The organism is Paenibacillus sp. GCM10028914 (genome assembly GCF_042666275.1).
In the GTDB taxonomy this organism is placed as follows: domain Bacteria; phylum Bacillota; class Bacilli; order Paenibacillales; family Paenibacillaceae; genus Paenibacillus_AQ.
In genome coordinates, this window is the sequence record NZ_JBHTFO010000008.1 from 397,547 (window position 1) to 421,864 (window position 24,318).

A 24,318-nucleotide genomic window follows, 5' to 3' on the forward strand; every position below is an offset into this window, starting at 1 on the left:
GATCATATCACCGGCGATTTTTACATACTTGATTCGAGTTGTACAATTAAAACTTGCCGTCCTCCACGCTATCTATAACAGCACGTTTAAAATTGTTAAATTTTTCTTGTAAATAAATGATGCGTCATTTAATATGGATAATAATGTATAGATGACACGTCATTTATTAAGGGGATGCGCATATGACAACGATTCATATTTGGCACACTGGAAAGGTCTACATTGATCGTGCACTTGCTTTTCAAGAAAAATCACTTCACCCCGCTCCATTTACTGGTTTATTCCGATCACAATCAAAGAAGAGCTGGGTCCCCGTTTCGTCTTATTTAATCGAGCACCCAAAGGGGAATATTCTAGTCGATACAGGGTGGAGTGAAGAGATTCGCATAAACCCCAAGAAACATTTGGGCAGGATCTCATATATGATGTTTAAGGGGGATTTACCGCCAGGACAGTCCGTTCGGGAGCATTTATCTTTAATGGGGCTGCAAGATATAGATTTGGATTATGTACTTCTTACACACCTTCATTCCGATCATGTAAGCGGCCTAAAGGATATACGCGGTTCAAAAAAAATATTAACTAGTTCGCAGGAATGGAAAGCAGCCAACCGCGATTTCGGTTATATCCCATCAATGTGGCAAGGCGTTCCTATACAAACCTTCGAACTAGAAGAAATTCCTTTCGGTCCGTATTATAAAGGTCTCGATTTATTCCAAGACGGAACTTTATACTTAGTACATACACCTGGTCATAGTAAAGGTCAATTTTCAATAATGGTTAAAACCGAAACAGGTTGGGTGCTATTAGTTAGTGATGTAGGGTATGCCGAACGCTCATGGAGAGACTTTGTCCTGCCTGGCGTAACGACGAACATTGAAGAAGCAACCAATTCCTTGCGTTGGGTACAAGAATTCTCGTTAAGAAGTGACTGTCGGTTTGTTTTTGCTAACCATGATCCGAATATAAAGCCACAAATCATTACATAAAATCCTTTGGAGGTTAACTTTTTATGACTTTATCTCAGTTTGAAGCCGAACGATTTCGATACTATGTTTTAGCCGCCCAAAGATTGGGTAGCCGACAACTGAACGAGTACATGAAAATGATTGATTTAACTCCTTCTCAATCCGAGGTCATCCAAGTATTGAAGCAATGGCAACCCATCTCCTTAAAGGATTTGGGCTCACTGCTTGTCTGTGAAATGGGGAGTCCATCTCGATTAGTCGAGCGATTGGTAAAGGAAGGACTTATTGATAAGGTCGTGGATCCAAATGATGCTAGGTATGTCCTTTTACAATTAACTTCATTAGGATTGGAAAGAAGCGAGCAGATTCGTTATTTCGAAGAAAAGATACACAACGATCTAGAAAAGTTATTCACCGATGAGGAGTTATCCTTGGTAAGTACCACGCTTGAAAAATTACTATCCCATTTCCCTGTTGCTGAAGCTTTACAGAAGCGCAATTTGATGACTAACGATATAAAATAGTCAGCCAAGACTGTATCCTTTTCCGTAAACATTTCGGATTGAGTGAGTCAGATCCTCATTGCAATATTAATTTCGCCTGTTGCAGTATTTCGGACATGATATTCTCTACTTTTTGACGATCTGTAAGCATTCTCGTACCTTGTCCTGCCCACAATGACATATATTCCGCATTACCTTGTTCAGATGCAGCATTCCGAATGTCTCGTGTTATTGTATTTTGAGTTGGGAATGGAAGTGGCTGGGCGCTATTTCCGTCCCAGTGTTTAATAAATTTATTGACTATTCCTCTTGCAGGACGGCCCGAAAATACCTTCGTGATCACTGTGCTTTCTTCCGTGCTTCTCATTAATGCATCCTTGTAATCCTCATGAGCTCCGGACTCAAAAGACGTTAAGAATCGTGTTCCCATCTGTATCCCTTGAGCACCAAGAGCAAGAGCAGCAACAAGTCCCCGACCATCCATAATGCCACCAGCCGCTATAACAGGAATCTTAACTTGATCCACAATTTGGGGAACCAAAGCCATAACACCTATATTTGCACCCATTGGATGCTTTGAGATGTCAAAAGTTCCTCGATGTCCCCCTGCTTCGCTACCTTGTGCAACAATCGCATCACAACCAGCCTGTTCAGCTAAGATAGCTTCATTCACAGTCGTTACCATAGACACGATTCGGATTCCTGCCGATTTTGCTTGCTGTAAAAGGTTATCTGGGAGTAACCCGAAAGCCGCACTAATTACCGGAACTTTTTCTTCAAGCAAGACTGCAAACTGCTCCTCAAAGTGGTTCGGCGTACTCACATCTTCACCTGAGGCCTGTATAATCCCTAACTCTTCGCGTATCTTGTTAAGTTCATTTTGGACCTCTCTTATCCTCGAGTTATTATCGACGAATGAAGTCGAAAAAAGATTAACAGCAAATGGAGATTCCGTTGATTTTCTGATCTCTTGGATCGCTTCTCGTATGGCTTTGGGACTCATGTATGCCGCCCCCAATGACCCAAGACCTCCAGCATTAGATACAGCTGCCGCCAATTGAACCCCTGGCACACCAGCCATTCCCGCAAGAAAAATTGGATATCTTATATTAAAGATGTGGCATAATTCTGTGCTCAAATGAATGCTCATCTTCTAAGCAACCCCTTTGTTATATAATAACTGCTCCTTTGACATCATAGGTCAATTTCATCCTTTGGGGGTGGTTATCTCATATGAATATATTTTTCATCAGTAAGTTATCCTGAACCTAACTCCGCAGCAACTCGTCCCGCGCTTCGGTCAGCGCGAACCCCAGCAGGTTTTTGCCCCGCCACTTCAAGGGGTTCTCCGCATCCGGATTGGACTGGCCCATACCGATTCCCCAAATGCGGTCCCGTGGGCTTGCTTCGACGAGAATGCGATTTTTCGTCGTCTTAAGATATTCGCCAAGCTCCGGATTCTGCGAAAACTTGGCCACGCTAGCTCTTTTCACGATGCCGTAGCATTCCTTATCCCAAATATCCTTGTCAAAGTTTCGGACTGCACGCCCATAAGCTTTCATCTCCTTAGGGTGCTTAGCTTTAAGGATCGACCCGAGCATCTCGTCATCTCCGAACAGCCTTGCCTTCTCAGCCATCATAAACTGTTCGGCACAGGAATACTCGATTCCCTCTACCGTGAACGGACACATCCACCATTGGCTGAAGCAGCTTTTGTCAACACTCCCATCCTTAGGCGGCGTATGACCCCAAAAGAATACGAACTTGTACGTTCTTCCCTCGTTATATGCTTCTCTTAACTCACCCAGATTGTAAATCATCGTTTATCCTCCAAATTCCTCCGATACAAACGAGATGGCCTATGTCCCGCATTTTCGGTATAATGATCGGTCTCCGCCACAAGATCAGCCACTTTGCGCCGGAAGGCCGCCTTCAACAGCTCTTTATCCATAATGACCTCATAAACCTGCTGCAGTTCGGTCAAGGTAAAAAGCTTTGGCATCAAGTGCAGCGCAATATCGGTATAATTGACTTTTCCCCGCAGCCGCTCGATCGCGCATGCTATGATCTTCGCATGGTCGAAAGCCAATCCGTCATTCGATACGATCGTATAATCCGTGCCAGTCGATGTAGTCCTCGATGTCACCGTCCTCGCCACGACCGCCGAAAGCTCTGCTTCTTCACTGCTAAGCTTAAGTTCGTATTCCAGCGTCTTGACGTATCCGTCCTCAATCAGCTCTTTATGCTCCCGCAGCAACCGATAAGATACCTTGAACCAGGCGGCGTCGGCCGCATCGTCTCCCGCCTTAAGCTCCAACTCATCACTGTTGATCAGAGCCATATAGCTGCAGCTCATTACCCAGGTACGGGGATCACGCCCGATATCACTGAATGTATACAACTGCTCCAAATAAACGTCGTCCACGCCAGTTTCCTCGCGCAGTTCCCTTACCGCGGCCTGCTCAGTCGTCTCGTTCGGTAAGACAAAGCCACCAGGCAGCGCCCATTTACCCAGGAAGGGGTGACCTCCCCGGCGAATAAGCAGAATACGCAACTCCTTTTCCGGTAGTTTGCGATAACTGTCTGTCTCCGCCTCCGTCACGGTGAAGATAACCATATCCGCCGCCACCGAAGGCCGTTCGTAATCTCCTGCCTGATAACGCTCCAAAAATTCACGTTCCGTAAGTCCATCGCGATCCAACAAATCCAAGTGGTTTCGCCTCCTTGATTTTTGATTCTAACCGTTCAACTCCCCAAAATAGTTCCCATAGGGATTGAACTTCGCCAACACCTCATCTACCTTGCGCATCCGATCCTCCAGGCTCCCCCGAAGTGTAATGTATGGAATCCGCCTTGCCTTCAGATCCGCGATGATCTGTTTATGAAAAACATGCCGCTTCTGATCCCCGCTGCGGTCCCATGTATCGTCGTAAGGGATATCGTCGTCGCAAAGGAAGAATAGATCGTAGCGTTGCGCGTTCTCTAACGCGATCCGGGTTAATAGCTCAGGGGCCCGGCCGTGGTAATCCAGAGCAAACATATACGTCGTAATCGCATTGGTATCGACGAACAGATACTGGTTCGCCGCAAGCAAAGCCTGCTCTTCACGCTCGATATGACCCACCGCAATTTCATCGAACGCTTCTAGGCCAATTCTGCGGTCAATCTGATGCTCGGTCCAATAATCCCGACCGTATTCGCTCGCGTAGGTTGTGAAATACTGCCGTGCCAGCGCTTCGGTGATCGTCGACTTCCCCGTCGACATCGCTCCAACGAATACCACCTTCGTGATCAAGTCCCGGTACACGATATCACTTACGAACTCCCTGTACTTATATGGATCGGAACGTACCATCGTCGCTGAGATTGGAACCCGCTCGCGTGCTTCATCCACCCGCCGGTCTACCGCGCCTAAAGCGAGACTCATATGCTCACCGTAAAACTCGCTCGAGTAAAAATGTGTTACTTGCTCACCATTCAGCAAACCGAGTATATACTGCTCTTCCCGAATCTCATGCTCCCTGTCATCCGAATACCCGTCGGGTCCGTCCCAAGCTTCGATGACCCGGGCTGCCGGATAGAGCTTCCGAATCCAGTTCGCCCGGATATGAAGTGGGATCGGAGTGACCGTTGTCTCGTAAATGACCACGATCAATTCATCGACCTCTTGCAGCGCCGTCTCGATCATGAGTTGATGCCCTTTATGCAGCGGGGCAAACTTCCCCAGCGTTAGTCCTAGCGTTTTCATGCTGCCACCTCCTTAGCTCCTTTATTCCAAACGTAGTAGCCGTAAACCGCGTTGACCAGATACGCGCTCCACATCACGATCATCAGCAAACCTTCTCCACTGCCCTCCAGCATCCGAATCACCCACAGCAGCACCGTAAACAGATTCAACACGATATAGACCAGCCATTGTTCCTTAAATCTTCGCACCATTAAAAAGGTCGCCACAATGGACAGCACCGTCGTAGTAGCATCGATGTAAGGCGAGTTCTGTCCTGGAATGAACGAAAGCCCGAATCCCAGCAGCAAACAGCCGATTACACAGACCGCCCCAACGAGGAGTAGGCCTCTAAGCTCCATCTGACGCATGGTCAGCTTGCCGTCTTCTTGGCGGTTATTTTTCCACATATAGAAGCCAATAACATTCATAGGAACGAAGAATAGCAGATTCAGCATAACCTCTCCAAATAAACCATTAATATAAGATAAATAAGCGTAACCAAATGTATTGTACATGCCGAAAACGTAACTCATCAGGTTACCCTTCGCCGCAAGCACCACGCATAGCACCCCGGTAATAAAAACCGTAAATCCGAATAAAGAGTCCTTTGTTATCACCGTAAACCCAACAGCGATTGAAGTAAATAGCACCAACCACGCTAATTCAAACAGATTCCAGCCACCCGCAACCTTCTTCACAGTGCATCCCCTCCACTTTCTCCACTCATTTATCGAGCGAAAACACAAACGATTCTTAGTAACATATTGTTAATAACAATTTGTTACTATCAAAAATAACAGAAAAGCCTGCGAAGGGCAAGTGAAATCTTCCCATTATCGCCTAACTCGAAATGACAAGAGTATTGTTCCACCATATAAAAACCAGGGTAATAACGTAAAAGCTATTTATACGTAAAGGAGATTGCCATGTTTTTTAATACTTGGAGCGATTTGTTTCGAATTATTATTATTGGAATTATCAGCTACATCTCACTCATTCTTATGGTCCGATTGTCCGGCAAACGAACACTTTCTCAAATGAACGCCTATGATTTTACCGTTTCGGTTGCCCTCGGTTCTATTCTCTCTACGGTTATCCTAAATAAACAGATTTCCTTGAGTGAAGGTTTAACCGCGTTAGCTCTGCTAATTGGAATGCAGTTTTTATTGGCAAAGCTGTCCTTACACAGACCTTGGTTTCGGGGAATGCTGACAGCTGACCCTCAATTGCTGTATTACAAAGGCGTTTATATCAACAGTGCCATGAAGAAAACAAGAATCAACAAAGAAGATATTTACCAAACTGCCAGAAACCAAGGCTTTGAAACTATGGATGAGGTAAGCTCCGTGGTCCTTGAAAGCAATGGGAAGTTATCCATTATTTCTTCATCGAACGAATCCAGAGCAGATTTGATAGATCACCTAAAAGAGGAACTTTAAGCCGAGCTAAATCAAACTGTTCTAACCAATAGAAGACACGCTTATGCAATCATAAGCATCATAACCGCTCTAAAAGCAAAAAGGCTGCCCAGATTCAAATGAATCGGGTAGCCTTTTAGTGGTATTAATTATTCGTTTCTTGTTCGAGCAATTAACCTGATAAAGCTTATAAAGCAATCTGTTCCGGCTTTTCCTCACTTGCTTCGGTTTTTTCGCTTGATGCAAACCAACCAACTACTGCAATAAGTATCAGCACGACATAGAAGGTAATCTTCCAGCCAGTCGATTCAGCAAATGAATGAGGTAAGATGCTAAGCGCAGGATGAGCAAGCGTGTGTACTGCAAGCTTGACGCCTACCCAACCAACGATCACGAAAGCCGCAATTTCGAGACTTGGTCTCTTTTCAAGCAGTTTCACAAAAGCCGATGCAGCAAATCTCATAATAACAAGTCCTACAAATCCCCCAAGGAATATCACGATAAATTGTCCAGCATCCATACTTCCTATAGTACCAAGGCCAGAAGACGGTAGCGAGACAGCCAAAGCAACTGCAGCTAGAATGGAATCTATTGCGAAGGCGATATCTGCTAACTCTACTTTCAGTACTGTCATCCAGAACCCAGAGCCTTTCTTCTCCTTGTTTACACCGGCATGCTCTTCGCTCTTTTTAATAAAGACCTTTCTAACAATGTGATTGATTGCAATAAACAAGAGATAAAGGGCGCCGATGGCTTGTACCTGCCAAATATCAACCAAATACGAAATGATAAATAACGAGGCAAATCTAAATACAAAAGCACCCGCCAAACCATAAAACAGTGCACGTTTTCGAACATCCTCTGGCAAATGCTTGACCATAATAGCAAGCACTAATGCATTATCTGCGGCAAGCAGCCCTTCCAGCAGGACAAGTACAAAGAACACTCCTCCATACTCCATCAATAAACCTAAATCCATAACCAATCCCCCTAAATTTATATCTGTAAAATATTGAGAAAACAAAAAAAGAGACCTCTGCCTATACGAATAGGCAAAGGTCTCGCTAACAATATAATATTGCAATATAGCCGGAGAAAATATTCTCGGAATGACGACTATATTTTTAAATAGCTACTCCCCTTTGGAGTGTGTATGAACTTGTTGAATATAAATCTACCTAAAAAAAGATACTTGTGTTTAATGAATATGTCAATTACTTTTGGCTTAATTCATTAAACTTCCAGAGCAAATGAGAAAGGGTTAATTTAGTATTGCTGTATGACTGATTCCATCTTATAAATCTTCTACTCCGTTGGGTAGGTTTTTACTCTTTACTTTTGGCTTCGTGTACATTTTATTAAGTATGATCGTTTGCACGATACTGAATATACCACCAACCGCCCAATATAATGGCAACGCGGCGGGCACCACAAATGAAAACAAACCCATCATGATCGGTGACAACAATCCGATAAAAGCCATTTGGTTATTTTGATTTTGCTGATACTGCGCTGAAACGGATTGAGATACGCGGAACTGAACGTAATACACCGCAGCGGCAATAAGCGGCAGAATCATATCTGTTTTCCCCAAGCTAAACCACAGAAAATCGTGAGCTGCAATCTCTGGGGTACGACGAATGGCGTAATAAAATGCGAGAGTGATCGGCCATTGGAGAAGCATCGGTAAACACCCCATGTTTAAGGGATTAAATTGATGCTTCTGGTAGAGCTGCATCATCTCGACTTGCTGTTGTTTTTTGGCATCCGCACTGACGTCGTTCTTATACTTCTCCTTAAGTGCAGTTAACTCTGGCTGGAGGACGGACATCTTTTCTTTCATGTCCATTTGTTTCTTGGTTTGATTCATCATGAGCGGCATGATCGCAAGTCTGATGATGAAAGTTACCAGCACGATCGATAATCCGTAGTCTCCGTGAAATGCATTCGCGAAGAATTTGATCAAGATCGAAAATGGATATATAAAATAGTGGTTAAATATCCCTGGTGAATCGGCATGAATCGAGTTTAATTGGGATGCTGTCGAACACCCGCTGAGCACAATGATCGGAATAACCCCAATCAACATGACAAGAATGGGCTTCGCCCATTTTTGGAGCAACAGAATTTTTTCCATCGTTGTCCTCCCTAATTGAAATTATGGAATTCAATGTGGGGAAGGACCATTATCGTCTTCATCAGGCGCTTCTCTTCGTCTGGCGGTACGTACTATCCACCGCTGAATACTGTCCGGTTGCGACAGCCTTACAGCCACAAACCAAGTTGAACCGGCTGTAGCAATTTCATGATCCCGGTGTATCTCTTGTGAGGAAAAATAGGTGAATGGAAGTAACACTATGGAAGAGATGAGAGCGATCGAGAATATCAATTGAACCAAGTCATAAAAATGCTCCAGTCAAGTTCACCTCCGCATGAGCCGTATTGGTGAAATTTGAATAATGATAATACGTTAGAACAACGGTGTGGTTTCACTAACCTGCCTGCCCCCCGATCTTTCGATAGGTCAGGGAGGTGCTTCCCATGCGGACATAATTCCGAAAAGAACTGCTGCGGCGCATAGTCTCCTGCATTTTCCGCATGGCCCAAGAGCTATAATCATCCCTTTATAAACATGCAAAAAAGGCCACCAAAAGTAATCAGTGGCCTGATTGTCGTTGATTCAATTATCGTACCCGTTACTTCAAAAGATTTTGGTTATTGGGGAGGAAGTCATCCTTATCGGGTCCTTTAAGATGTTCAAAACTTTTAAGCTCAACTCCAGCTGCAGAGATCCGATATGTAAGTGTATCTTTGCCGACAGGTATATGAGGTCCGACTATGGGTTGAGCATCTACTGTGATTAAAAAATCAAAACCACGAAAAGCAGCTACCCTTTCAACACTCTTCACATTTACATAATCAGGATGAATAATGGGTGATACTGTAACTATATCTGCGTATACCTCAGCAAGCTTCTCTTGCATATGAGGAAGTAGACTTACGACAAGCATATCTTGTAGTTGCAGTTCCCTTGAGTCCTTAAGTGGCTGATTGCCAGCTGCATTTGAAGTTTGCTCTGGAAGAGTCTCTTCAGCAACATAGTGGACATCTATTTTATGTTTGTTATCCGTCTCAGGAGAGGCTTGTGTGTATTTTACAAGAGCACCGCTGCTCTCAGCGAATACACGAAGAGGTATATATGCCTTATTATTGTAGTTAAGCACCTCTTCACCTTCCTGTAGTTGCATTTCTTTAGAGAGTCCGTCAGCCTGAGAAAAAGTAACTTTACTTGGAAAGACTATGGCTTTAATTTCACTCGAAGCAAATACAGAAGTTGTCGCCATTAAAAGAGCACCACACAGTGCACCTGCAATAAAATGTTTCTTCAATTCGTCCGCTCCTCTTCAAATGTAAATTCTTTCACCGCCAAATCTTTTAATAACATCCATTTATTACCTTTATCATAACATATGTTAAAAATAGTGGACAACTCTAGCGAACACAAACTAAAAACCCCTGAAACCCAAGGTCTCAGAGGCAGAAGGCGGCTTCAACTATTAAAGCGATATCCACTACCCCAAACTCCTTTATTGGATGGCCGCATGCATCGCTTCTGCGATAGTTAAGAAATCTTCACGGTTTATCTCGAAGTGGCCGGTACGGAACGGGTAGCCCCAATTCCGCTTGCCGCGGGTGAAGGACAGCCGATCAAGCAAGCCTTCGATCCTCGCCTCTCGGCAGGGAACATAGTTGATTTTCCGGCGGTAAGGTACGAACGTCGCGGACATCGCATATTCGTATACACGGTCGTCTAAAACTTGGCCAATGGCGGTGAATGCTTGCAACGGCTCGCCGTCTCCCATCTCCATGCGAGGAGAATAGTACACAAGCCAATCCCCCTGTTGCATCCTGCGTAACGGCGCAGATTTACCGTGACACATCTGGGCAAAGCCGCCACTAACCCCCTGCTGTACGTGTGACGCCGAGACGACGCCTATCCAATAGGAAGGCTTTCCACTTTTCGGCCCGGGCTCACCCATGCGCTTCCCTCCAAGTGTCGTCCAGATGCATCTTCTGGAGTAAATGATGGCGATAGTGCATCTCGATCAGTCGGAACCATTCAAGCGCGTTCAATCCGCCCAATCGCGGATGGAGAACCGTATTTCGAACGATCTCCTTACCCGGTTCTAATCGCACTTGGGTAACCGGTTCAAACTCCGACGCAATCGTCGGTTCGATCTCGACCATCCGACGTACCGTATCCCGCAACCCGTCGACAAGTTGTTCCTTGCTATCCGGTTGCGGCGGCGTGTATTGTGGGGACGCAGGAACCCGAATTCGATCCGGCGGGAAGCTCCCCGTCTTGAACACATCCTCCCCAAGCTTCGTCTTGCCCGCCCGTGAGACTTCCGGGCTGTCGCCCGGTTCAAGGCATAATGCGGCGTTCCTCAACTGCATAAACTGCGCGGAACGGATTAAATGCATGTACATCTGACCAAGCGACCATTCATCTTCCGCAGGCTTCCAAAGCAGCTGTTCAAGACTTGAGCCATCCAATTCTTGAATATAACCGCTGACGGTCTCCTCGAATTTACGCAACGTTTCTTTCGTATTCATTGCCGAACCCAGCTCCTTTTGTCTTAAGCTGAATCTAGCATACAAAAACGCTACTGACAGCGGTTTGTCAGTAGCGTATAAGCATTTTTTTGATTTCCTCGCGCACCCGTTCGCGCAGCGATTCCGGCTCCAGCACACGCACCGCTGCGCCCCATCCGAGCGTCCATTGCAGGAGATCCTCCACCCGCCGGACGCGGAACGTCGCCAGACAGCCTTCTTCCCCCGGCTCGAACGACTCCATATAGAAATTGTCCGATTCCTGAACCCGGTCCGCAATGGCTTGGTCTACCAACATGCGGACGGTCACATTCCGATCGTCTATAGGCCGGTGATCCTGAAAGTGGAAACCCGGAACGATCCTGAACGAATCATCCAGTACAGCGAGCTCGTTCATGCGAGACAGCCGAAAATGCCGGATGTCGTGCCTCAGCCCACAGAACGCAACAAGCATCCACACCCCTTGAGAAAAAACGAGCCCGTAAGGATCAACCGTTCGCTCGCTATGACGATATCCGTCCGAATCCGGCAAGTTTTTGGAGTAGCGGAAACGAACCCTGCGCTTCCGAAGAATCGCTTGGCGCAACTGTTCAAATGTCTCTTTTTCCTGCCCACGCGTTTTCGCCCCTCTTTCATTCAGCAGCCGAATCGTCGATTGGATCCGTTCGCTCTCCTGGCGTATGTTCTCCGGTAAAATCGCCTCGATCTTCTCCTGCGAACTGCGAGCCTTCGCGCCGTACTCAGCGTCTAACCTCATTTCGACGAAGTCAGCCCCGATGAGCAGCGCTACCGCTTCCTCCGCCGTGAAGCTGACAGGAGGGAGAAAGTATCCCTCCATTAAGGAGTAACCTACCCCCGGCTCACCCAACACCGGAACGCCCGCTTCACTTAGCGCTTGAACGTCACGGTAAATCGTGCGGATACTCGTCTCGAACTTGGTAGCCAAATCCTCGGCGCGCAGCACGCCTTTACGCTGCAACTCAATGACGATGGCCAACATCCGATCGGTTTTGTTCACATTATCCTCTTCCTTTTCTGAAGCTTCAAAATAACTTCTAATACACATGCCCGTATTTGTGATACGGCTCATCGTAACATCTACAGGGCGAAATCAAGAGAATTGCCAAAAACCTGCTACAGGATGTTGTATCTCGGTTGCCCCTATGATAGTGAAGATAAAGAGTGATCCAAAACCAAGAAACTTAAAGAGGTACCTTTCATGCTAAGCGAGCGTTTACATAGATGTAAACGTTTATTTAATGTATATAGGTTACATCGATCTTATTTTTCTCTTCTATTGATTCAGATTCTTCAGCGACTACCTCTGTTGAGCTAGATTACCTTTTCTCTTCTTGTAAGATGACTTCCCCACCTACTAAACAGGGAGTCTCAATATCATCAATGTCTATCATCTTATCTTTCTCTGCATCATAGTACTCCCCAAATAAGAATAGTGACTCATTTTTCCTATTCAATAAATAAGGGATAATTTTTTCATAAAATTCTGTAACACTTTTAAACATACTCTCTGGTGCTATCCCCGATTCATCTATAACCAACAATTCCTTATGAACAGTAAGAGCAGGGTTGCGATTTAAATGGTACAGTTGAAAAGAGGTACCTTTGCGATACTCTTTATAGATTGGTATTTCTATCTTTTCCATGAAATCTCCATCCGTATAATTCAAGATAAACTTTGCGGTCATCTCTATTCTCCTTCTTCTAATTCTCGAAATTCAAATACTGAACAGTAACTTATCTCAGCCAGTATGGAAGTCGTTGGTTGAACCGTACTTAAGGGGCGAAAAGAAAATCACCGCTTTTGATAACATATCGCCAGATATGTATTAGAGTTTTGTTACTTTCTAAGTAGAAATTCCGACTGATGTGTTTTGGTATTGTGCATTATGTAATGCTTTTAGAATAAAATGTGCAACGTCAGCACGTGGTATGGATCTTGAGTTTTTTGGTACACTCGTTGTAGATTCTCTGTACTTTCCTGAAAGGGGACGATTGGTTAACCCCAAGGGTCTAACAATTGTATAGTTCAGTCCATGTGCTTCAATGTAATCAGTAGCAGCTCGATGATCTGCTAGAGTATTCTTAAGCATTCTCATGATCAGTTTCCCGCTTATGCCTGGTAGTTCTTTATGAATCCCAGCAGACGCTGTGTAGACAATTCGTTTGACATCATGCTCCTGCATGCCAGTAACAATCGTTTTCGCCATTTCTTGGAGATCCGTTGATTTTTTCATCCCTTGATTAGAGCCTAAGCATGACACGACAGCATCATGACCAGCAATTGCTGCTGCGACTTCTGCTTGGTTAAAGGCATTTCCTTTTACAATATTTAAATTATCGTGTGTAACTTCTAGCTTTGTTGGTGTCCGTACAAACGCCGTTACCTCAAAACCATTCTCCACTGCCTGTTTCACGACAGATTGACCTACACCGCCAGTTGCACCAAAAACAATAATTTTCATAGCACTTCACCTTACTTTCCATCATTCTGTACGCTTCTTGATAATATCCTATTTATAACAGAAACAGTACTATTACTCGACAAGCCGAGACTCAAAATCCTTACTACAGCTAATAAACTCGATATCGTAAGAAAGCAGCGACGTTTAACTTTTGGTTGTTACAATCCCCAAAATTCGGCTCTACATATGATACGGCTCATTGTAACATCGATAGAGCGAAATCAAGAGAATTGCCAAAAGCCTACTTCAGGATGTTGTATCTCGGTCGCTCCTATTCCTGGACGTGGTTTCTCTGGAGCAGCAAGCTAAATAATGAACACCTTTTGCTCATCGAGCAAACTTTTGATGAGAACGTTGAGGAGTACTTGCAAGCCATTGACCCTTCTACTATGAAGTTCACGATTGCAATCTAGAAGTGGTATCTATAGCATGAAGTATGACGAAATGACACATTATGCCGAGAAAGCGCAGAATTATCGAGAGACAATCAAATATTTTACGAGGTGTCTAAAATGACTGAAAAAGAAAAATCACATGCCGGATTGTTATACCAACCTAATGACCCAGAGCTTGTTGCGGACCGTGATGTCACTGTAAAGAAATTGTACGACTATAACAATTTGCACCCACTGGAGCGTGATTTGCGACGTGCCGCTATACGCGAATTGCTGGGTAAGGTTGGCGAAAATTGCGTTGTAGAGCAGCAGCTTTTTTGTACTTATGGGTATAATACCACCCTGGGGAATAATTGCTTCATTAACCTCAACTGCAAACTTATGGACAGCGGATTCATTACGATTGGAGACAACGTATTTATCGCTCCCAATGTTTGTATCATAACGGAAAACCACGCGATGGATGTGGAGCAACGATTGGCGGGACTAGAATACACAGCTCCTGTCACGATTGGCGACAATGTCTGGATTGGTGCTGGAGCTATCATATTGCCAGGCGTAACGATCGGCGCGAATAGTGTAATCGGTGCAGGTAGTGTTGTTACTAAGGATATTGCGCCGAACACTTTGGCTGTCGGCAACCCTTGTACGGCAATCCGCTCACTTTAATTGTCACACAGACTTTATTATGCTACATAGTTTTTATTGAGCCTTTTTAGCATAAGGTGAAGTAGATACTTGATAAGAATCAGTGCTAGCAAGGAGGGAGGGTACATACTCCCTCCTATTTTCGCCGTCACTTGTGATACGGCTCACCTTAATGGATGAAAAGGGTACATCCATATTGAAGGATGACGCCCATGCTGAGCGTACTACAAAAAGACACCACTCATTAAGTGGTGTCTAAGATTTAATCCATTATCAATTTGTATAGATGCCAGTTAAAACATAGTATTTATCATTCAAGGATGAAAACTGAAATTGGACTGTTGATTGATATTTATCGCCAGCTACCTTAGTATCATACATAAAATTGATAGTAAGTGTGTCGTTTTCTTCCCAAGCATAAATCTCTTGTCCTAATTTGGTGTTTTTAGTGATTTTTTGGAGTTCCTTACCAAATTTCGCTAAATCCTTACTTTCTGCATCCCAAATTGCTCCATGTTGACGCATCACATACCCATTTTTAGTACTTTTAATATCCATACTATAGGTCTTCGGAATAGCTTTATCAACGAATGCATTGAATGACTTTATGTTTTTCTCTTTTGCCTTATCATTAGTAGTAAAATATCCACCAAAGATATTAAAAACTTGTACTGCCATTGGTTTCATTTCTTTTAGGACTACTTCTTTCTTATATCCCTTTTTAATTTTTAACGCAGAACCATTACCTGGGTATACCACATATGTTGTTTTAACTTGTTGTGTGGCTGGTTTTGTGGTTTTAACTGATGCAGCAGAAGCCGCCCCTGTCAAACCAAGAGCCAAAGATACTACCATAACAATGGATAGAATTTTCTTCATTTGTTCCTCCTAGATTTAATCAAGATTTTGTCTTGATGTATTAAATACTAAGATGTTGCATGTAGTGTACCATTTATGATAGCTGGACACAATTCTTAAAACTGTAGCTTTTTTACAAACAAATTTATTAACTTTTGTTTATAACGTGTCACAATTATTTACCCATAATCGTCCTGAGTTATGAAATAACATAAGGAGGTTATCTTATGACTCATAAGTGGGATATTGTCATTGTTGGTGGCGGATTAGCAGGTTACATTGCAGCCAATTATTTAGCGAAAACCAATTTGTCTATTTTAATATTAGAAAAGGGGAAAAATATTGGCGACAGGGCTAGAACAAACAAGGTCAATCAACAGTATTTGAATCTAGGCCCGCATGCTCTTTATAAAAAAGGAAAAGCCAAGTCTATTCTCAATGAATTAGGTATTAGTCTTAGTGGAAAATCACCCAAATTAGGCGGTATATTAATTGAAAACGATATCGAATATACTGCCCCGCTTTCTCCTTTGGAACTATTTACAACAGGCCTTTTGAATGGGAAAGAACGTATGGAATGGATCGCGGTTTTGTTGAAAGTCATGAGTATAGATCCTGAGGAAAATTTTTAGCAGGGCTAAGCAAAAGATCTTAGCTGTGGAAGGTGAAAGTTTAAACTTTGAGAAGAATAAGTCAATGATTAATCGCTTTATAGAAGCTTTCCAAAAGAACAATACAAATGACTTACTAGAACTTATCTCTAACCATGTCACCCTATATTCTGATGGTGGAGGCAAAGTCACGGCAGCAATACGTCCAATTGTATCCATAACCAACGTTTTGGCCTTATTATACGGAGTCATAAAAAAGGCCCCCGAAGACTTTTATTTCGAGGTTAAAAATATCAACTATCAACCAGCAATCGTAATATCCATGAATGGTAAGATTCAAAGTATCCTTAGTTTTTATATTAGTAATGAGAAAATAGTCGAAATGTATATAACAATGAACCCTGAAAAATTACCTGTTCAAATCATTTAAATTGAAACTGTCCCTAGAGAACAATTAATGATGCTCTTTCGGGACAATCTCTTTGCAATTTGAAAAACCTCTTTTACTTATGATAAGGTTCAGCGTATCATCTATAGAGCGAAATTTAAAGGCACCCTTTTGGGTGCCAATATAGCAAATAGATTAAGGCATATATCATGCTATTCTTTATTAAACCAGTATTTGAAAAGGATAAAAGTTAATAGATATGTTCCTAAGGCTAATAGTGAAATCACCCACGGCTCCTTGATCGGATCTAGCCATGATAAATTCATGCCATATATGCCTGTGACGATGCTGAGCGGCAAAAACACTGCGGATATGCCCGTTATTTTTTTGTTGAACCGCTCTGCTTCCCTTCTTTTGCGTTCATCTTCCTCTTGCCGCTGCTTCTTCTCAGCCACCACAGTTAATGAAACAAGTGCCTCCAAAGCCTCATGAATTTCACTGAACATATCATCAATTTTGAGTCGACTGCGAATCCATTCATAAAACAATGCGTGATGTGTGCTGCGAGATACCTGCTTGTACGAGGAACGAAGCAGAAATGTAACGATCCGTTCCTTCATCTGAATGAGGATCTGACTTTGTTCCGCAGGATTGTTCTGATGCATATGTAAGTGATGCGATAGTTCAGAGGCTTGTACTGTTAAATAATGAAGTGCATACTTTTGATGCAAGGCCAAAATATATAAGTACAAATATGTATTTTCAACATGATGAAAATAGGTGCTTCCAAAGAACTCATTGGTGACCTCATCATCCGTAGCTGTTGCGATATTACCTAATCCTTCGAGTGAAATTCCCCAGCAGCTGTTTTCGAATAACGTCAACATATCCTGATTTCCGTTCAAATCATGTTCCGCCGCAGACGCTTTGTAGGATGCCTTAAAGCTTCTGCGCATATGGAACAAATAACTGCCTATGGAGTTCTCCACTTCTTTCTTAGAACTGCCTAACAAGACTGAAGAATAGACCAGTGCCTCGGTAGGATGGTTCATCTCCCCTTCAAAGAAGGTGGCGATATCGAGCTCCTGCAAAATAGAGCGGCTCATCTCACTTAACTGAACCGTATTGGATATACTCGTTTCCTTAGAGACCCGCTGTTCGAAGGCGATTTCATGGCTGTAATTCATCAATTTTTTGAGATAATATATCGCCTCAACTTGCTCATCAATCGTAAGAACACCATGAAACTCGATATGATACGCCAGAAAACCCGTCTGCGTTTCGAACAAATAGAGTTGTATTTCGTTGATCGAAATGATCCGTTGCTGCTGCTTGGCCCGGATAGACATAGGGTGATGGTAATTGTGGGGCAGCCCGAATGTTTTCCTGGCCGCTTGCCGCATCATCCAACGTTTTCCTATCGCTTCATGACGACTGTGATCCGCCGAAACGAGGTGCCCAGCATAATCAAATAAACGGTCTGCTTTGATGTCCTTCAATTCAAAATGATCAGAGTTAACGCGATTGATGCACTCACTAAAAGGCACACGATATGCAAAAGGAACGATTAAACAGATAAACGATTTTTTTATAGGTGACTGATCCATCGCGACTTTCTCCTCTACTGTCGGGCAATTGCCAGATACACCGTTTCTTGATAGTAGAAGGTATCGTTAACAAACTCCACTTCCAATTCTTCAAGCGCATCCTTCATCCAATTGTACTCATCTTGAAAAGATTTATTGTCCGGCTCTTGATCCAATCTCTTCTTAAAATTGTTGAGTCGGTATGAAAAGCTCCCTTGATAAAGTGATAATCTCTCCTCTATCGTCTTGTTTACGGTGTCCTTCACATCATAGAGAAGCTGAATCCGTCCAAAACCGGCTTTTTTTAGTTGAATGTACAATTTTCGACCGTTCTCTCGATCCGATGCGCCTTCCACTTCCTGCGTCATGGACAATATATTTTGTACGAGACACTGCTCGTCCGGATAGGCCAACTTAGAACCGTCATCAGCACCTCGTAGAATAATGCATCCATTAGGCTTTAAGAGCTTTCTCAATTTAAATAAAGCCTTAACTGGATTAGAGAGATGATGGAGAGTTAATGCGGAAAATATGACATCGAAGCGTTGCTGTCCATGGCGTTCCAATTGCCTAGCCATAATCTCCTCGAATTCGGCGCTTTCCACATTCGCACTTATAAATGTATATTTGTCGCCATAACCTGCCATGGACGCCTCTCGGATTTTATCTTCATTCAAATCAACTCCGACCACATGGCGGAATTCGGAGAACATATTGAACCGCTCCACCGTCAACTCTCCCCCTGCACAACCGAGATCAAGGCCTAGCAGGTCAGTTCGATTATCCAGATCTGCTAAAGCCTGAAGAAACCCTCTTTTATCAATCTCCCGATAATTGGCGCCTTGAATCGACAGCCGTACGCTTTCATTGCTGTCAAGCGGCGAATACTGAGATTGAATCGGAGCTGACTTACTAATTTTCGGCAACCTATGCAGCATTCCTGAACCGGGGTCGGGATCAGCAGCGCTGGTATTCTCTTTTTTAAATGACTCGTTGATGGACTTGTCCAACTCTGCAAAACCGAGCATAGCTAATAAATTCCTTAGATATTCGTATACGAGATTGGCCTCGCCACGGCTGGCGGTAGCTCCCTGATGCGTAATCCGGTTTCTTAGATTGACGATTTCTGCATAATTCAACGTCTGAATCAGGCCCATATCTCTGGAAGTATGTTTAGACCATTTCTCCATCAGCTTGCTCTCGCGGAACAATCCGACCAGTTCGCCGAATCCTAAGTCCTCGACACCTTTCGTTCCCTTTCCAACTTTTCTTTCTACTTCCTGAAGTAATTCGCGTTCTTTATAAGGAAGAGTGATAACGGCTTGTTGAAAAATTTTGCGAAACACAATCTCAAATACTGTGCAACACTCTTTCACAGCTACGTCATAATCTCCGGACTGCAATACCCTCTGGATCAGCCCTAATTTGTCCTCTACCTTCAATCCCGGTGAATGAACAATTTCCATGTTCTCATGTGCCTCCCAGTAATAATCATTAATCTTTATTATGTACTATATGATTCGTGTTTGGCGAGAGGAAACTTACCTGCTTGGCGTTACAATAATGCGGCACACCCCCCCGACTTTTTGCGTCATTTATGATACGGTTCACCGCGGTGGATGTAAGTGAGATATTTTGTCAGATATTATATTTTTCTGTAACATTTTATGGTACTATTCACTTATATATAATAAGCGGGTGATATTGAAATAATGAAGATATTTAAACCTTTTAATATAATTCCTAAAATCAAAGGATTACTTATAATTTGGACTATATTTATTATTATATTTGGTCAATTAGGTATTTGGGCTATTCTAATTTCAGATTCATCAAGATTTTTTACTGCTAATATAGTAACAGGAAACTTTTATACATTTTCTATAGCTCTTTTGGCATCTAGTGTATTAACTTTTGCTATTGAACTAATGAACTTTGAAGAAATCAAATTTAAAATGTTAAAAATCATCTCTCTATCCATTTCTTTCTTGCTAGTTTCGATCATGATGCTATTATTTATTTCACTACCTGAAAACCCCTCTTTCGCTCAAATATTTTTCCAAATTTTTCTCTATTTAATATCTTTAATTTCAAGTATTTATTTTCTCTGTTTGCAACATTTACATATAGATTATGATAATTATACTGAATTAGATGATAAATCTATAAACACTTTATTATATAGAGCAAGTCAAAATGTTGAAACCGATGGGAGAGGAGCAAAACTATGAAGATACAAATAAATAAAAAATTTAAATATCAAATTCCTTTACTTTCTGTTACTCAACCAATAGGAACCTTTTATATGGGAGTTATGGAAGCTAGTGTTTTAAAAAATATATCAATTGTTAATAGACGAAAAAATGAATCCGGTTATCAAAGAGAGCTATCGTTAAAAAGAATAAAAGAAATTGAAACATATACTAATGATGTTGATTCCGTTTTTCCTACACCAATTGTAATTTCCGTAAATAATGATATAGACTGCCTTCTTTCCCAAAATGTTTTTTATTTTAATGATAGAAATAAAATTGCTGAAATTATAGATGGCCAACATAGAACTGAAGGGATATTCAAATCATCAAAAATTAATGATTTTCAATTACCTATCATCTTACTTTTTAATTTAACAGAAGAAGAGAAGGCTTACATCTTTTCAATAATAAATAGTAAACAAACTAAAGTCTCTATGTCACTTATCTATGATTTATTTAATATTTCAAAAAATAGAAGCCCGCAAAAAACATCACATGAATTAGCCAGATCCTTAAACAATGATACTAAATCTCCCTTTTATAAACGATTAAAAATGTTAGGAAAAAAAGAAGATGAGAATTCATCATTATCCCAAGGGAGTTTTATTAAATATTTATTACCCCTAATTTCAAAAAATCCGGATTCAGACCTATCAAGTTTAAAGAATCAACCTGACATCAAACTCAAAGATGACCCTGGTATTCCTTTGCGATACTACTTTATAAATGAAAAAGATGAAATAATTTATAAAATTTTATTCAATTACTTTAGTGCTGTTAAAGATACTTTCCAAAAAGAATGGGAAGATCCACAAAGGTATATATTATCTAAAACAACTGGATATGGGGCGCTGATGAGAGCATTTCCAAAGTTATATTTTGATGGTATAAAGCAACAGGATTTAACTTATAGTTATTTCTCAAGATGTCTTCGAAAATTTAAAATCCAGTTAAATAACACCAATAAACAGTTGACTTCAGAATTTTTCCCTTCAAATGAACAAGAACAAAAAAAACTAGCCGAAATAATTTTATATTCAAATAATTTATAATTCTAATAAAAAAATTACATAACTTCATGAGAACGATTATTTATCAATAATTCCTCATGAATTAGTAAGTTGTACGCAATGGTCTGATAGTGTATATACAAAAGTCCATCTAAATCTAAACCAGCCTTCATGCAACAATTGTTCATCTAACTCAAATAGTACCAATCCACTATCAGATCGGTGCTATTCCCGTTTTTGAGAACGAATCTCCTTTATTTATGATACGGTTCCCCCCGATTTATCTTCACCGCCCTGTACACCTGCTCCACCAGCACGAGTCGCATTAACTGATGCGGCAAGGTCATACGACCAAAGCTCAGCTTCGTCTGGGCCCGCTTCAGTACTTCCTCGGACAAGCCGTTCGAGCCGCCAATGACAAAAGCAACTGTACTTGTCCCATACGTGCCAAGTTTGTCGATGTGCGCTGCCAGCTCCTCACTGGACCAGAGCTGGCCGCCAATGGCTAGGGCTATCACATGAGCATCCTGCTTTATATGTGATAGGATGCCTGCGCCCTCCCTCTCCTGCACCTGGCGCATCTCAGCCTCACTCATATTCTCTGGCGCTTTTTCATCCGGCACCTCGTGCACAGACAACCGTACATAGGGCGCTAAGCGCTTACTATATTCTGCGATCCCTTGAACTAAGTACTTCTCCTTCAGCTTACCAACACATACGATCTGTATATTCATAGCGTAACCGCTCCTTATTCTGTTTCTATTCTTTCGTTCGTCGTTCATTTTAACATGGTCGCCCAAGTGGATAAAGAAAATGCACACGCCAAGCACCACTTACTTGGGGACTCGCTCTCGGAGACTTCCTCTCCCGACACACAAACAAAAAAAGCGTGATTCCTCACGCTTTTTCACTACATCATCTATTCAAATAAAGCCCAAAACTAAACAACCAAAAATTCTGCATGCTTCTCGCACTCCGCGCACTTCACCGGTGGGTCCCAGTCTGAGAACTCCGTCTCTTTCAAATCGACAACATCCGGGGCATCCTCATACTCATCCACGAAATTCTCGATCGCTAGCTCCACATGTTCCTTGCATACGACGTACATTTATAAGCATCCTTTCTGTCTTTCGCATCCTGTTGTTGCAATAATATAAAGTAAGACCACTCTTCTGTTCTACCATACAATTTAAGAAAAAGAAATGCTTTTGTCGAAACAGCCGGTGAACCTTTGGTCTTTGACCATGGTTATTAGCATTTCCCTAAATATCAGAAAAAGGGCGCTACACGCCCTTCCTCATTATTCCTCCGGCTTCTCCTCGAGCAACACCTTCAAGGTTTGTTCCTTGCCACCACGATAAAAAGTCACGTTCAGCTTATCGCCAATCTTCGTTTCATGGTAAAGATACTTACGCAATTGGAGTGTCGTTTGGATTGGCTTCCCATTAAACTTCGTAATCACGTCATTCAATTTCAGACCCGCTTTTTCTGCTGGTCCTAAAGCATCCAGTACAATAACGCCTTCCGTAACCGTCTTCGGCAACTTTAGATCCTTGAGTTCCTGTTTGCTCATCGGCGCGTAAGGGTTACTGAGATCAATCGTGTACACACCCAGATATGGACGCGAAATCTTCCCTTTCAATATCAGTTCCTTCACGATCTCGGTCACATCATTCGTTGGGATCGCAAATCCAAGTCCTTCTACACCCGTATCAGCAATCTTCATCGTATTAATCCCGATCACTTTACCATTCAGATCCACAAGCGCGCCGCCGCTATTGCCTTCGTTGATCGCCGCATCCGTTTGGATAACCTGAGTCTCCCAATCGAATACACCATCTTGGTTAAGGGATACTGGGATAGTCCGGTTTGTATAGCTGATAATTCCCGAGGTCAATGTATCGCCTAGTCCGAGCGGATTACCTATCGCGAACACAGTCTCGCCAAGACGCAGCTTTGAAGAATCTCCGAATTCAGCGACCACGTTAATGCCTTTGCTGTCGATCGCCAGCACCGCAATATCACTCACACGATCCGTGCCGACCAGCGTTGCTTTTTTGGTTTCTCCATCTACCATAACGACTTCAAGCGTATCCGCACCATCAATGACGTGATTATTTGTGATGACGTAAGCTTTACCTTCGATTTTTTTGAAAATAACCCCGGAACCTAAAGCCGACTCATCAGCGCCAAAATTGTCGTCAAAGTCAAATTCTTCACCGAAGTCGAATTCCTCTCCCAGATCGAAGTCTTCCGGTAACTCTTCCATGTCACCTAAGTCAGGTAGAGCCTCTTCTTCCAAATCCGTTCCATCCTGTTCTTCCGGAGTGGCCGGCTTAGGGTCCTTATGCGTAACAACACTGACGACGGCGGGGCGCACCTTCGCTGCAGCATTCACAAGACGGTCATACGGATCTCCATCCGTCTGTGCAACCGAATGACCATTCAAAATTGCAATATTCGACGAGGTGGACGGATGACCAGTTATCAGACTGAACAATAGAACCGCGATGAGCGCACTGCACAATGAACTGATCGCAGATATTTGAAATGTAGACAAGCTTCTGCGCTTACGACTTGAGCGCCACTGGAAACGCGTAGGGCGATCCGAGCTCGTTTTTTTGCTGCGTCTGGATACTTTCGTCGAATAAAAATCATCATCAAACAATCCCATCGCGATCCCTCTCCCCTTTGTCGTTATACACCAAGACAACACTCCAGTTTCCTGCTTCATTCCACTGTCCACTGAATGATCTTGTCTATATAACAACCCTCGTCTTCGGAACCCATTCATCGCGCCATAGATGCTGGCACCAGTCTAAGGGTAATAACCGATTCTCCACTGTAAACATTC

The 24,318-nt window shown here is 42.8% G+C and carries 29 protein-coding genes; 9 read left to right on the forward strand and 20 right to left on the reverse strand.

Features of this window, described 5'->3' with window-relative positions:
* Positions 1–182 precede the first annotated feature (182 nt).
* Positions 183–989 carry an N-acyl homoserine lactonase family protein gene (locus ACFQV5_RS08230; protein ID WP_379245502.1) on the forward strand — a complete coding sequence of 269 codons (807 nt, stop codon included), beginning with the start codon at positions 183–185 and terminating at the stop codon, positions 987–989.
* A gap of 23 nt (positions 990–1,012) precedes the next feature.
* Positions 1,013–1,492 (forward strand): MarR family winged helix-turn-helix transcriptional regulator, encoded by a 480-nt coding sequence (locus tag ACFQV5_RS08235; protein WP_379245504.1) that lies wholly within the window; start codon positions 1,013–1,015, stop codon positions 1,490–1,492.
* A 55-nt stretch (positions 1,493–1,547) separates the two neighbouring features.
* Here ACFQV5_RS08235 and ACFQV5_RS08240 read toward each other — a convergent pair whose 3' ends face one another.
* The 5 genes from ACFQV5_RS08240 to pnuC form a co-directional block, all read right to left on the reverse strand.
* Positions 1,548–2,621 (reverse strand): NAD(P)H-dependent flavin oxidoreductase, encoded by a 1,074-nt coding sequence (locus ACFQV5_RS08240; protein ID WP_379245506.1) that lies wholly within the window; start codon positions 2,619–2,621, stop codon positions 1,548–1,550.
* 118 nt (positions 2,622–2,739) lie between these two features.
* Positions 2,740–3,291: a riboflavin biosynthesis intermediates N-glycosidase gene (locus ACFQV5_RS08245; protein ID WP_379245508.1), complete on the reverse strand. Its 552-nt coding sequence runs from the start codon at positions 3,289–3,291 to the stop codon at positions 2,740–2,742.
* Positions 3,288–4,181: an NUDIX hydrolase gene (locus tag ACFQV5_RS08250; RefSeq protein WP_379245510.1), complete on the reverse strand. Its 894-nt coding sequence runs from the start codon at positions 4,179–4,181 to the stop codon at positions 3,288–3,290. Before ACFQV5_RS08250 ends, ACFQV5_RS08245 begins: the two co-directional genes overlap by 4 nt.
* 27 nt (positions 4,182–4,208) lie before the next feature.
* Positions 4,209–5,219 carry an AAA family ATPase gene (locus tag ACFQV5_RS08255; RefSeq protein WP_379245512.1) on the reverse strand — a complete coding sequence of 337 codons (1,011 nt, stop codon included), beginning with the start codon at positions 5,217–5,219 and terminating at the stop codon, positions 4,209–4,211.
* Positions 5,216–5,815: a nicotinamide riboside transporter PnuC gene (gene pnuC, locus ACFQV5_RS08260; RefSeq protein ID WP_379245514.1), complete on the reverse strand. Its 600-nt coding sequence runs from the start codon at positions 5,813–5,815 to the stop codon at positions 5,216–5,218. The genes ACFQV5_RS08255 and pnuC overlap by 4 nt, the downstream gene beginning before the upstream one ends.
* Positions 5,816–6,124: 309 nt before the next feature.
* Here pnuC and ACFQV5_RS08265 point away from each other — a divergent pair, with 309 nt between their 5' ends.
* The gene (locus tag ACFQV5_RS08265; protein ID WP_379245516.1) at positions 6,125–6,637 is read left to right on the forward strand and encodes a DUF421 domain-containing protein; all 513 of its coding nucleotides are present in this window, start codon (positions 6,125–6,127) and stop codon (positions 6,635–6,637) included.
* A gap of 166 nt (positions 6,638–6,803) precedes the next feature.
* Here ACFQV5_RS08265 and ACFQV5_RS08270 read toward each other — a convergent pair whose 3' ends face one another.
* The 9 genes from ACFQV5_RS08270 to ACFQV5_RS08310 all read right to left on the reverse strand — a co-directional run bounded on the left by ACFQV5_RS08270 (position 6,804) and on the right by ACFQV5_RS08310 (position 13,713).
* Entirely contained in the window at positions 6,804–7,595 is a 792-nt protein-coding gene (locus ACFQV5_RS08270) for a TerC family protein (protein ID WP_379245518.1), read from the reverse strand.
* A gap of 315 nt (positions 7,596–7,910) precedes the next feature.
* The gene (gene yidC, locus ACFQV5_RS08275) at positions 7,911–8,753 is read right to left on the reverse strand and encodes a membrane protein insertase YidC (protein WP_379245520.1); all 843 of its coding nucleotides are present in this window, start codon (positions 8,751–8,753) and stop codon (positions 7,911–7,913) included.
* 30 nt (positions 8,754–8,783) lie between these two features.
* Positions 8,784–9,014 (reverse strand): hypothetical protein, encoded by a 231-nt coding sequence (locus ACFQV5_RS08280; protein ID WP_379245523.1) that lies wholly within the window; start codon positions 9,012–9,014, stop codon positions 8,784–8,786.
* 298 nt (positions 9,015–9,312) lie between these two features.
* Positions 9,313–10,005, reverse strand: coding sequence for a DUF3888 domain-containing protein (locus ACFQV5_RS08285; RefSeq protein WP_379245525.1), 693 nt, complete (start codon positions 10,003–10,005; stop codon positions 9,313–9,315).
* 198 nt (positions 10,006–10,203) lie between these two features.
* Positions 10,204–10,656, reverse strand: a complete 453-nt coding sequence (locus ACFQV5_RS08290; RefSeq protein WP_379245527.1) for an EVE domain-containing protein — start codon at positions 10,654–10,656, stop codon at positions 10,204–10,206.
* A complete protein-coding gene (locus ACFQV5_RS08295) occupies positions 10,649–11,233 on the reverse strand; it encodes a DinB family protein (RefSeq protein ID WP_379245696.1) in 585 nt (194 codons plus the stop codon). The genes ACFQV5_RS08290 and ACFQV5_RS08295 overlap by 8 nt, the downstream gene beginning before the upstream one ends.
* A gap of 67 nt (positions 11,234–11,300) precedes the next feature.
* A complete protein-coding gene (locus ACFQV5_RS08300; RefSeq protein ID WP_379245529.1) occupies positions 11,301–12,248 on the reverse strand; it encodes a helix-turn-helix transcriptional regulator in 948 nt (315 codons plus the stop codon).
* A gap of 319 nt (positions 12,249–12,567) precedes the next feature.
* The gene (locus tag ACFQV5_RS08305; RefSeq protein WP_379245531.1) at positions 12,568–12,936 is read right to left on the reverse strand and encodes a hypothetical protein; all 369 of its coding nucleotides are present in this window, start codon (positions 12,934–12,936) and stop codon (positions 12,568–12,570) included.
* A gap of 159 nt (positions 12,937–13,095) precedes the next feature.
* Positions 13,096–13,713: an NAD(P)-dependent oxidoreductase gene (locus ACFQV5_RS08310; protein WP_379245533.1), complete on the reverse strand. Its 618-nt coding sequence runs from the start codon at positions 13,711–13,713 to the stop codon at positions 13,096–13,098.
* 251 nt (positions 13,714–13,964) lie between these two features.
* Between ACFQV5_RS08310 and ACFQV5_RS08315 the strand changes: the two genes are divergently transcribed.
* Together ACFQV5_RS08315 and ACFQV5_RS08320 are read left to right on the forward strand one after the other, a co-directional pair.
* The gene (locus ACFQV5_RS08315) at positions 13,965–14,126 is read left to right on the forward strand and encodes a hypothetical protein (protein ID WP_379245535.1); all 162 of its coding nucleotides are present in this window, start codon (positions 13,965–13,967) and stop codon (positions 14,124–14,126) included.
* Positions 14,127–14,225: 99 nt separating this feature from the next.
* Positions 14,226–14,777: a sugar O-acetyltransferase gene (locus ACFQV5_RS08320; protein WP_379245698.1), complete on the forward strand. Its 552-nt coding sequence runs from the start codon at positions 14,226–14,228 to the stop codon at positions 14,775–14,777.
* Between the two features lie 252 nt (positions 14,778–15,029).
* On the opposite strand, the gene ACFQV5_RS08325 is transcribed toward ACFQV5_RS08320, so the two are convergent.
* Positions 15,030–15,635, reverse strand: coding sequence for a hypothetical protein (locus tag ACFQV5_RS08325; protein ID WP_379245537.1), 606 nt, complete (start codon positions 15,633–15,635; stop codon positions 15,030–15,032).
* A 206-nt stretch (positions 15,636–15,841) separates the two neighbouring features.
* On the opposite strand from ACFQV5_RS08325, the gene ACFQV5_RS08330 reads away from it, so the two are divergent.
* Together ACFQV5_RS08330 and ACFQV5_RS08335 are read left to right on the forward strand one after the other, a co-directional pair.
* Positions 15,842–16,246, forward strand: coding sequence for an NAD(P)/FAD-dependent oxidoreductase (locus ACFQV5_RS08330; RefSeq protein WP_379245539.1), 405 nt, complete (start codon positions 15,842–15,844; stop codon positions 16,244–16,246).
* Between the two features lie 25 nt (positions 16,247–16,271).
* Positions 16,272–16,655 carry a sigma-70 family RNA polymerase sigma factor family protein gene (locus ACFQV5_RS08335; protein ID WP_379245541.1) on the forward strand — a complete coding sequence of 128 codons (384 nt, stop codon included), beginning with the start codon at positions 16,272–16,274 and terminating at the stop codon, positions 16,653–16,655.
* Between the two features lie 170 nt (positions 16,656–16,825).
* Here ACFQV5_RS08335 and ACFQV5_RS08340 read toward each other — a convergent pair whose 3' ends face one another.
* Together ACFQV5_RS08340 and ACFQV5_RS08345 are read right to left on the reverse strand one after the other, a co-directional pair.
* Positions 16,826–18,220, reverse strand: a complete 1,395-nt coding sequence (locus tag ACFQV5_RS08340; RefSeq protein WP_379245543.1) for a CorA family divalent cation transporter — start codon at positions 18,218–18,220, stop codon at positions 16,826–16,828.
* Between the two features lie 14 nt (positions 18,221–18,234).
* Entirely contained in the window at positions 18,235–19,665 is a 1,431-nt protein-coding gene (locus tag ACFQV5_RS08345) for a class I SAM-dependent methyltransferase (protein WP_379245545.1), read from the reverse strand.
* A gap of 246 nt (positions 19,666–19,911) precedes the next feature.
* Here ACFQV5_RS08345 and ACFQV5_RS08350 point away from each other — a divergent pair, with 246 nt between their 5' ends.
* Together ACFQV5_RS08350 and ACFQV5_RS08355 are read left to right on the forward strand one after the other, a co-directional pair.
* The gene (locus tag ACFQV5_RS08350; protein WP_379245547.1) at positions 19,912–20,430 is read left to right on the forward strand and encodes a hypothetical protein; all 519 of its coding nucleotides are present in this window, start codon (positions 19,912–19,914) and stop codon (positions 20,428–20,430) included.
* Positions 20,427–21,506, forward strand: a complete 1,080-nt coding sequence (locus ACFQV5_RS08355) for a DGQHR domain-containing protein (RefSeq protein WP_379245549.1) — start codon at positions 20,427–20,429, stop codon at positions 21,504–21,506. The genes ACFQV5_RS08350 and ACFQV5_RS08355 overlap by 4 nt, the downstream gene beginning before the upstream one ends.
* 212 nt (positions 21,507–21,718) lie before the next feature.
* Here the strand turns inward: ACFQV5_RS08355 and rlmH are convergent, their stop codons facing one another.
* The 3 genes from rlmH to ACFQV5_RS08370 all read right to left on the reverse strand — a co-directional run bounded on the left by rlmH (position 21,719) and on the right by ACFQV5_RS08370 (position 24,138).
* Positions 21,719–22,198: a 23S rRNA (pseudouridine(1915)-N(3))-methyltransferase RlmH gene (gene rlmH / locus ACFQV5_RS08360; RefSeq protein WP_379245551.1), complete on the reverse strand. Its 480-nt coding sequence runs from the start codon at positions 22,196–22,198 to the stop codon at positions 21,719–21,721.
* 206 nt (positions 22,199–22,404) lie between these two features.
* Positions 22,405–22,572, reverse strand: coding sequence for a CxxH/CxxC protein (locus ACFQV5_RS08365; protein WP_379245553.1), 168 nt, complete (start codon positions 22,570–22,572; stop codon positions 22,405–22,407).
* 192 nt (positions 22,573–22,764) lie between these two features.
* Positions 22,765–24,138, reverse strand: coding sequence for a S1C family serine protease (locus tag ACFQV5_RS08370; RefSeq protein WP_379245700.1), 1,374 nt, complete (start codon positions 24,136–24,138; stop codon positions 22,765–22,767).
* Positions 24,139–24,318 lie beyond the last annotated feature (180 nt).

Coding starts and splice junctions, on each gene's coding strand:
- ACFQV5_RS08230 (WP_379245502.1), top strand. CDS start 183: ATGACAACGATTCATATTTGGCACACTGGAAAGGTCTACATTGATCGT.
- ACFQV5_RS08235 (WP_379245504.1), top strand. CDS start 1,013: ATGACTTTATCTCAGTTTGAAGCCGAACGATTTCGATACTATGTTTTA.
- ACFQV5_RS08240 (WP_379245506.1), bottom strand. CDS start 2,621: ATGAGCATTCATTTGAGCACAGAATTATGCCACATCTTTAATATAAGA.
- ACFQV5_RS08245 (WP_379245508.1), bottom strand. CDS start 3,291: ATGATTTACAATCTGGGTGAGTTAAGAGAAGCATATAACGAGGGAAGA.
- ACFQV5_RS08255 (WP_379245512.1), bottom strand. CDS start 5,219: ATGAAAACGCTAGGACTAACGCTGGGGAAGTTTGCCCCGCTGCATAAA.
- ACFQV5_RS08265 (WP_379245516.1), top strand. CDS start 6,125: ATGTTTTTTAATACTTGGAGCGATTTGTTTCGAATTATTATTATTGGA.
- ACFQV5_RS08270 (WP_379245518.1), bottom strand. CDS start 7,595: ATGGATTTAGGTTTATTGATGGAGTATGGAGGAGTGTTCTTTGTACTT.
- yidC (WP_379245520.1), bottom strand. CDS start 8,753: ATGGAAAAAATTCTGTTGCTCCAAAAATGGGCGAAGCCCATTCTTGTC.
- ACFQV5_RS08290 (WP_379245527.1), bottom strand. CDS start 10,656: ATGGGTGAGCCCGGGCCGAAAAGTGGAAAGCCTTCCTATTGGATAGGC.
- ACFQV5_RS08295 (WP_379245696.1), bottom strand. CDS start 11,233: ATGAATACGAAAGAAACGTTGCGTAAATTCGAGGAGACCGTCAGCGGT.
- ACFQV5_RS08305 (WP_379245531.1), bottom strand. CDS start 12,936: ATGACCGCAAAGTTTATCTTGAATTATACGGATGGAGATTTCATGGAA.
- ACFQV5_RS08310 (WP_379245533.1), bottom strand. CDS start 13,713: ATGAAAATTATTGTTTTTGGTGCAACTGGCGGTGTAGGTCAATCTGTC.
- ACFQV5_RS08315 (WP_379245535.1), top strand. CDS start 13,965: ATGTTGTATCTCGGTCGCTCCTATTCCTGGACGTGGTTTCTCTGGAGC.
- ACFQV5_RS08320 (WP_379245698.1), top strand. CDS start 14,226: ATGACTGAAAAAGAAAAATCACATGCCGGATTGTTATACCAACCTAAT.
- ACFQV5_RS08325 (WP_379245537.1), bottom strand. CDS start 15,635: ATGAAGAAAATTCTATCCATTGTTATGGTAGTATCTTTGGCTCTTGGT.
- ACFQV5_RS08330 (WP_379245539.1), top strand. CDS start 15,842: ATGACTCATAAGTGGGATATTGTCATTGTTGGTGGCGGATTAGCAGGT.
- ACFQV5_RS08340 (WP_379245543.1), bottom strand. CDS start 18,220: ATGGATCAGTCACCTATAAAAAAATCGTTTATCTGTTTAATCGTTCCT.
- ACFQV5_RS08345 (WP_379245545.1), bottom strand. CDS start 19,665: ATGGAAATTGTTCATTCACCGGGATTGAAGGTAGAGGACAAATTAGGG.
- ACFQV5_RS08350 (WP_379245547.1), top strand. CDS start 19,912: ATGAAGATATTTAAACCTTTTAATATAATTCCTAAAATCAAAGGATTA.
- ACFQV5_RS08355 (WP_379245549.1), top strand. CDS start 20,427: ATGAAGATACAAATAAATAAAAAATTTAAATATCAAATTCCTTTACTT.
- rlmH (WP_379245551.1), bottom strand. CDS start 22,198: ATGAATATACAGATCGTATGTGTTGGTAAGCTGAAGGAGAAGTACTTA.
- ACFQV5_RS08365 (WP_379245553.1), bottom strand. CDS start 22,572: ATGTACGTCGTATGCAAGGAACATGTGGAGCTAGCGATCGAGAATTTC.
- ACFQV5_RS08370 (WP_379245700.1), bottom strand. CDS start 24,138: ATGGGATTGTTTGATGATGATTTTTATTCGACGAAAGTATCCAGACGC.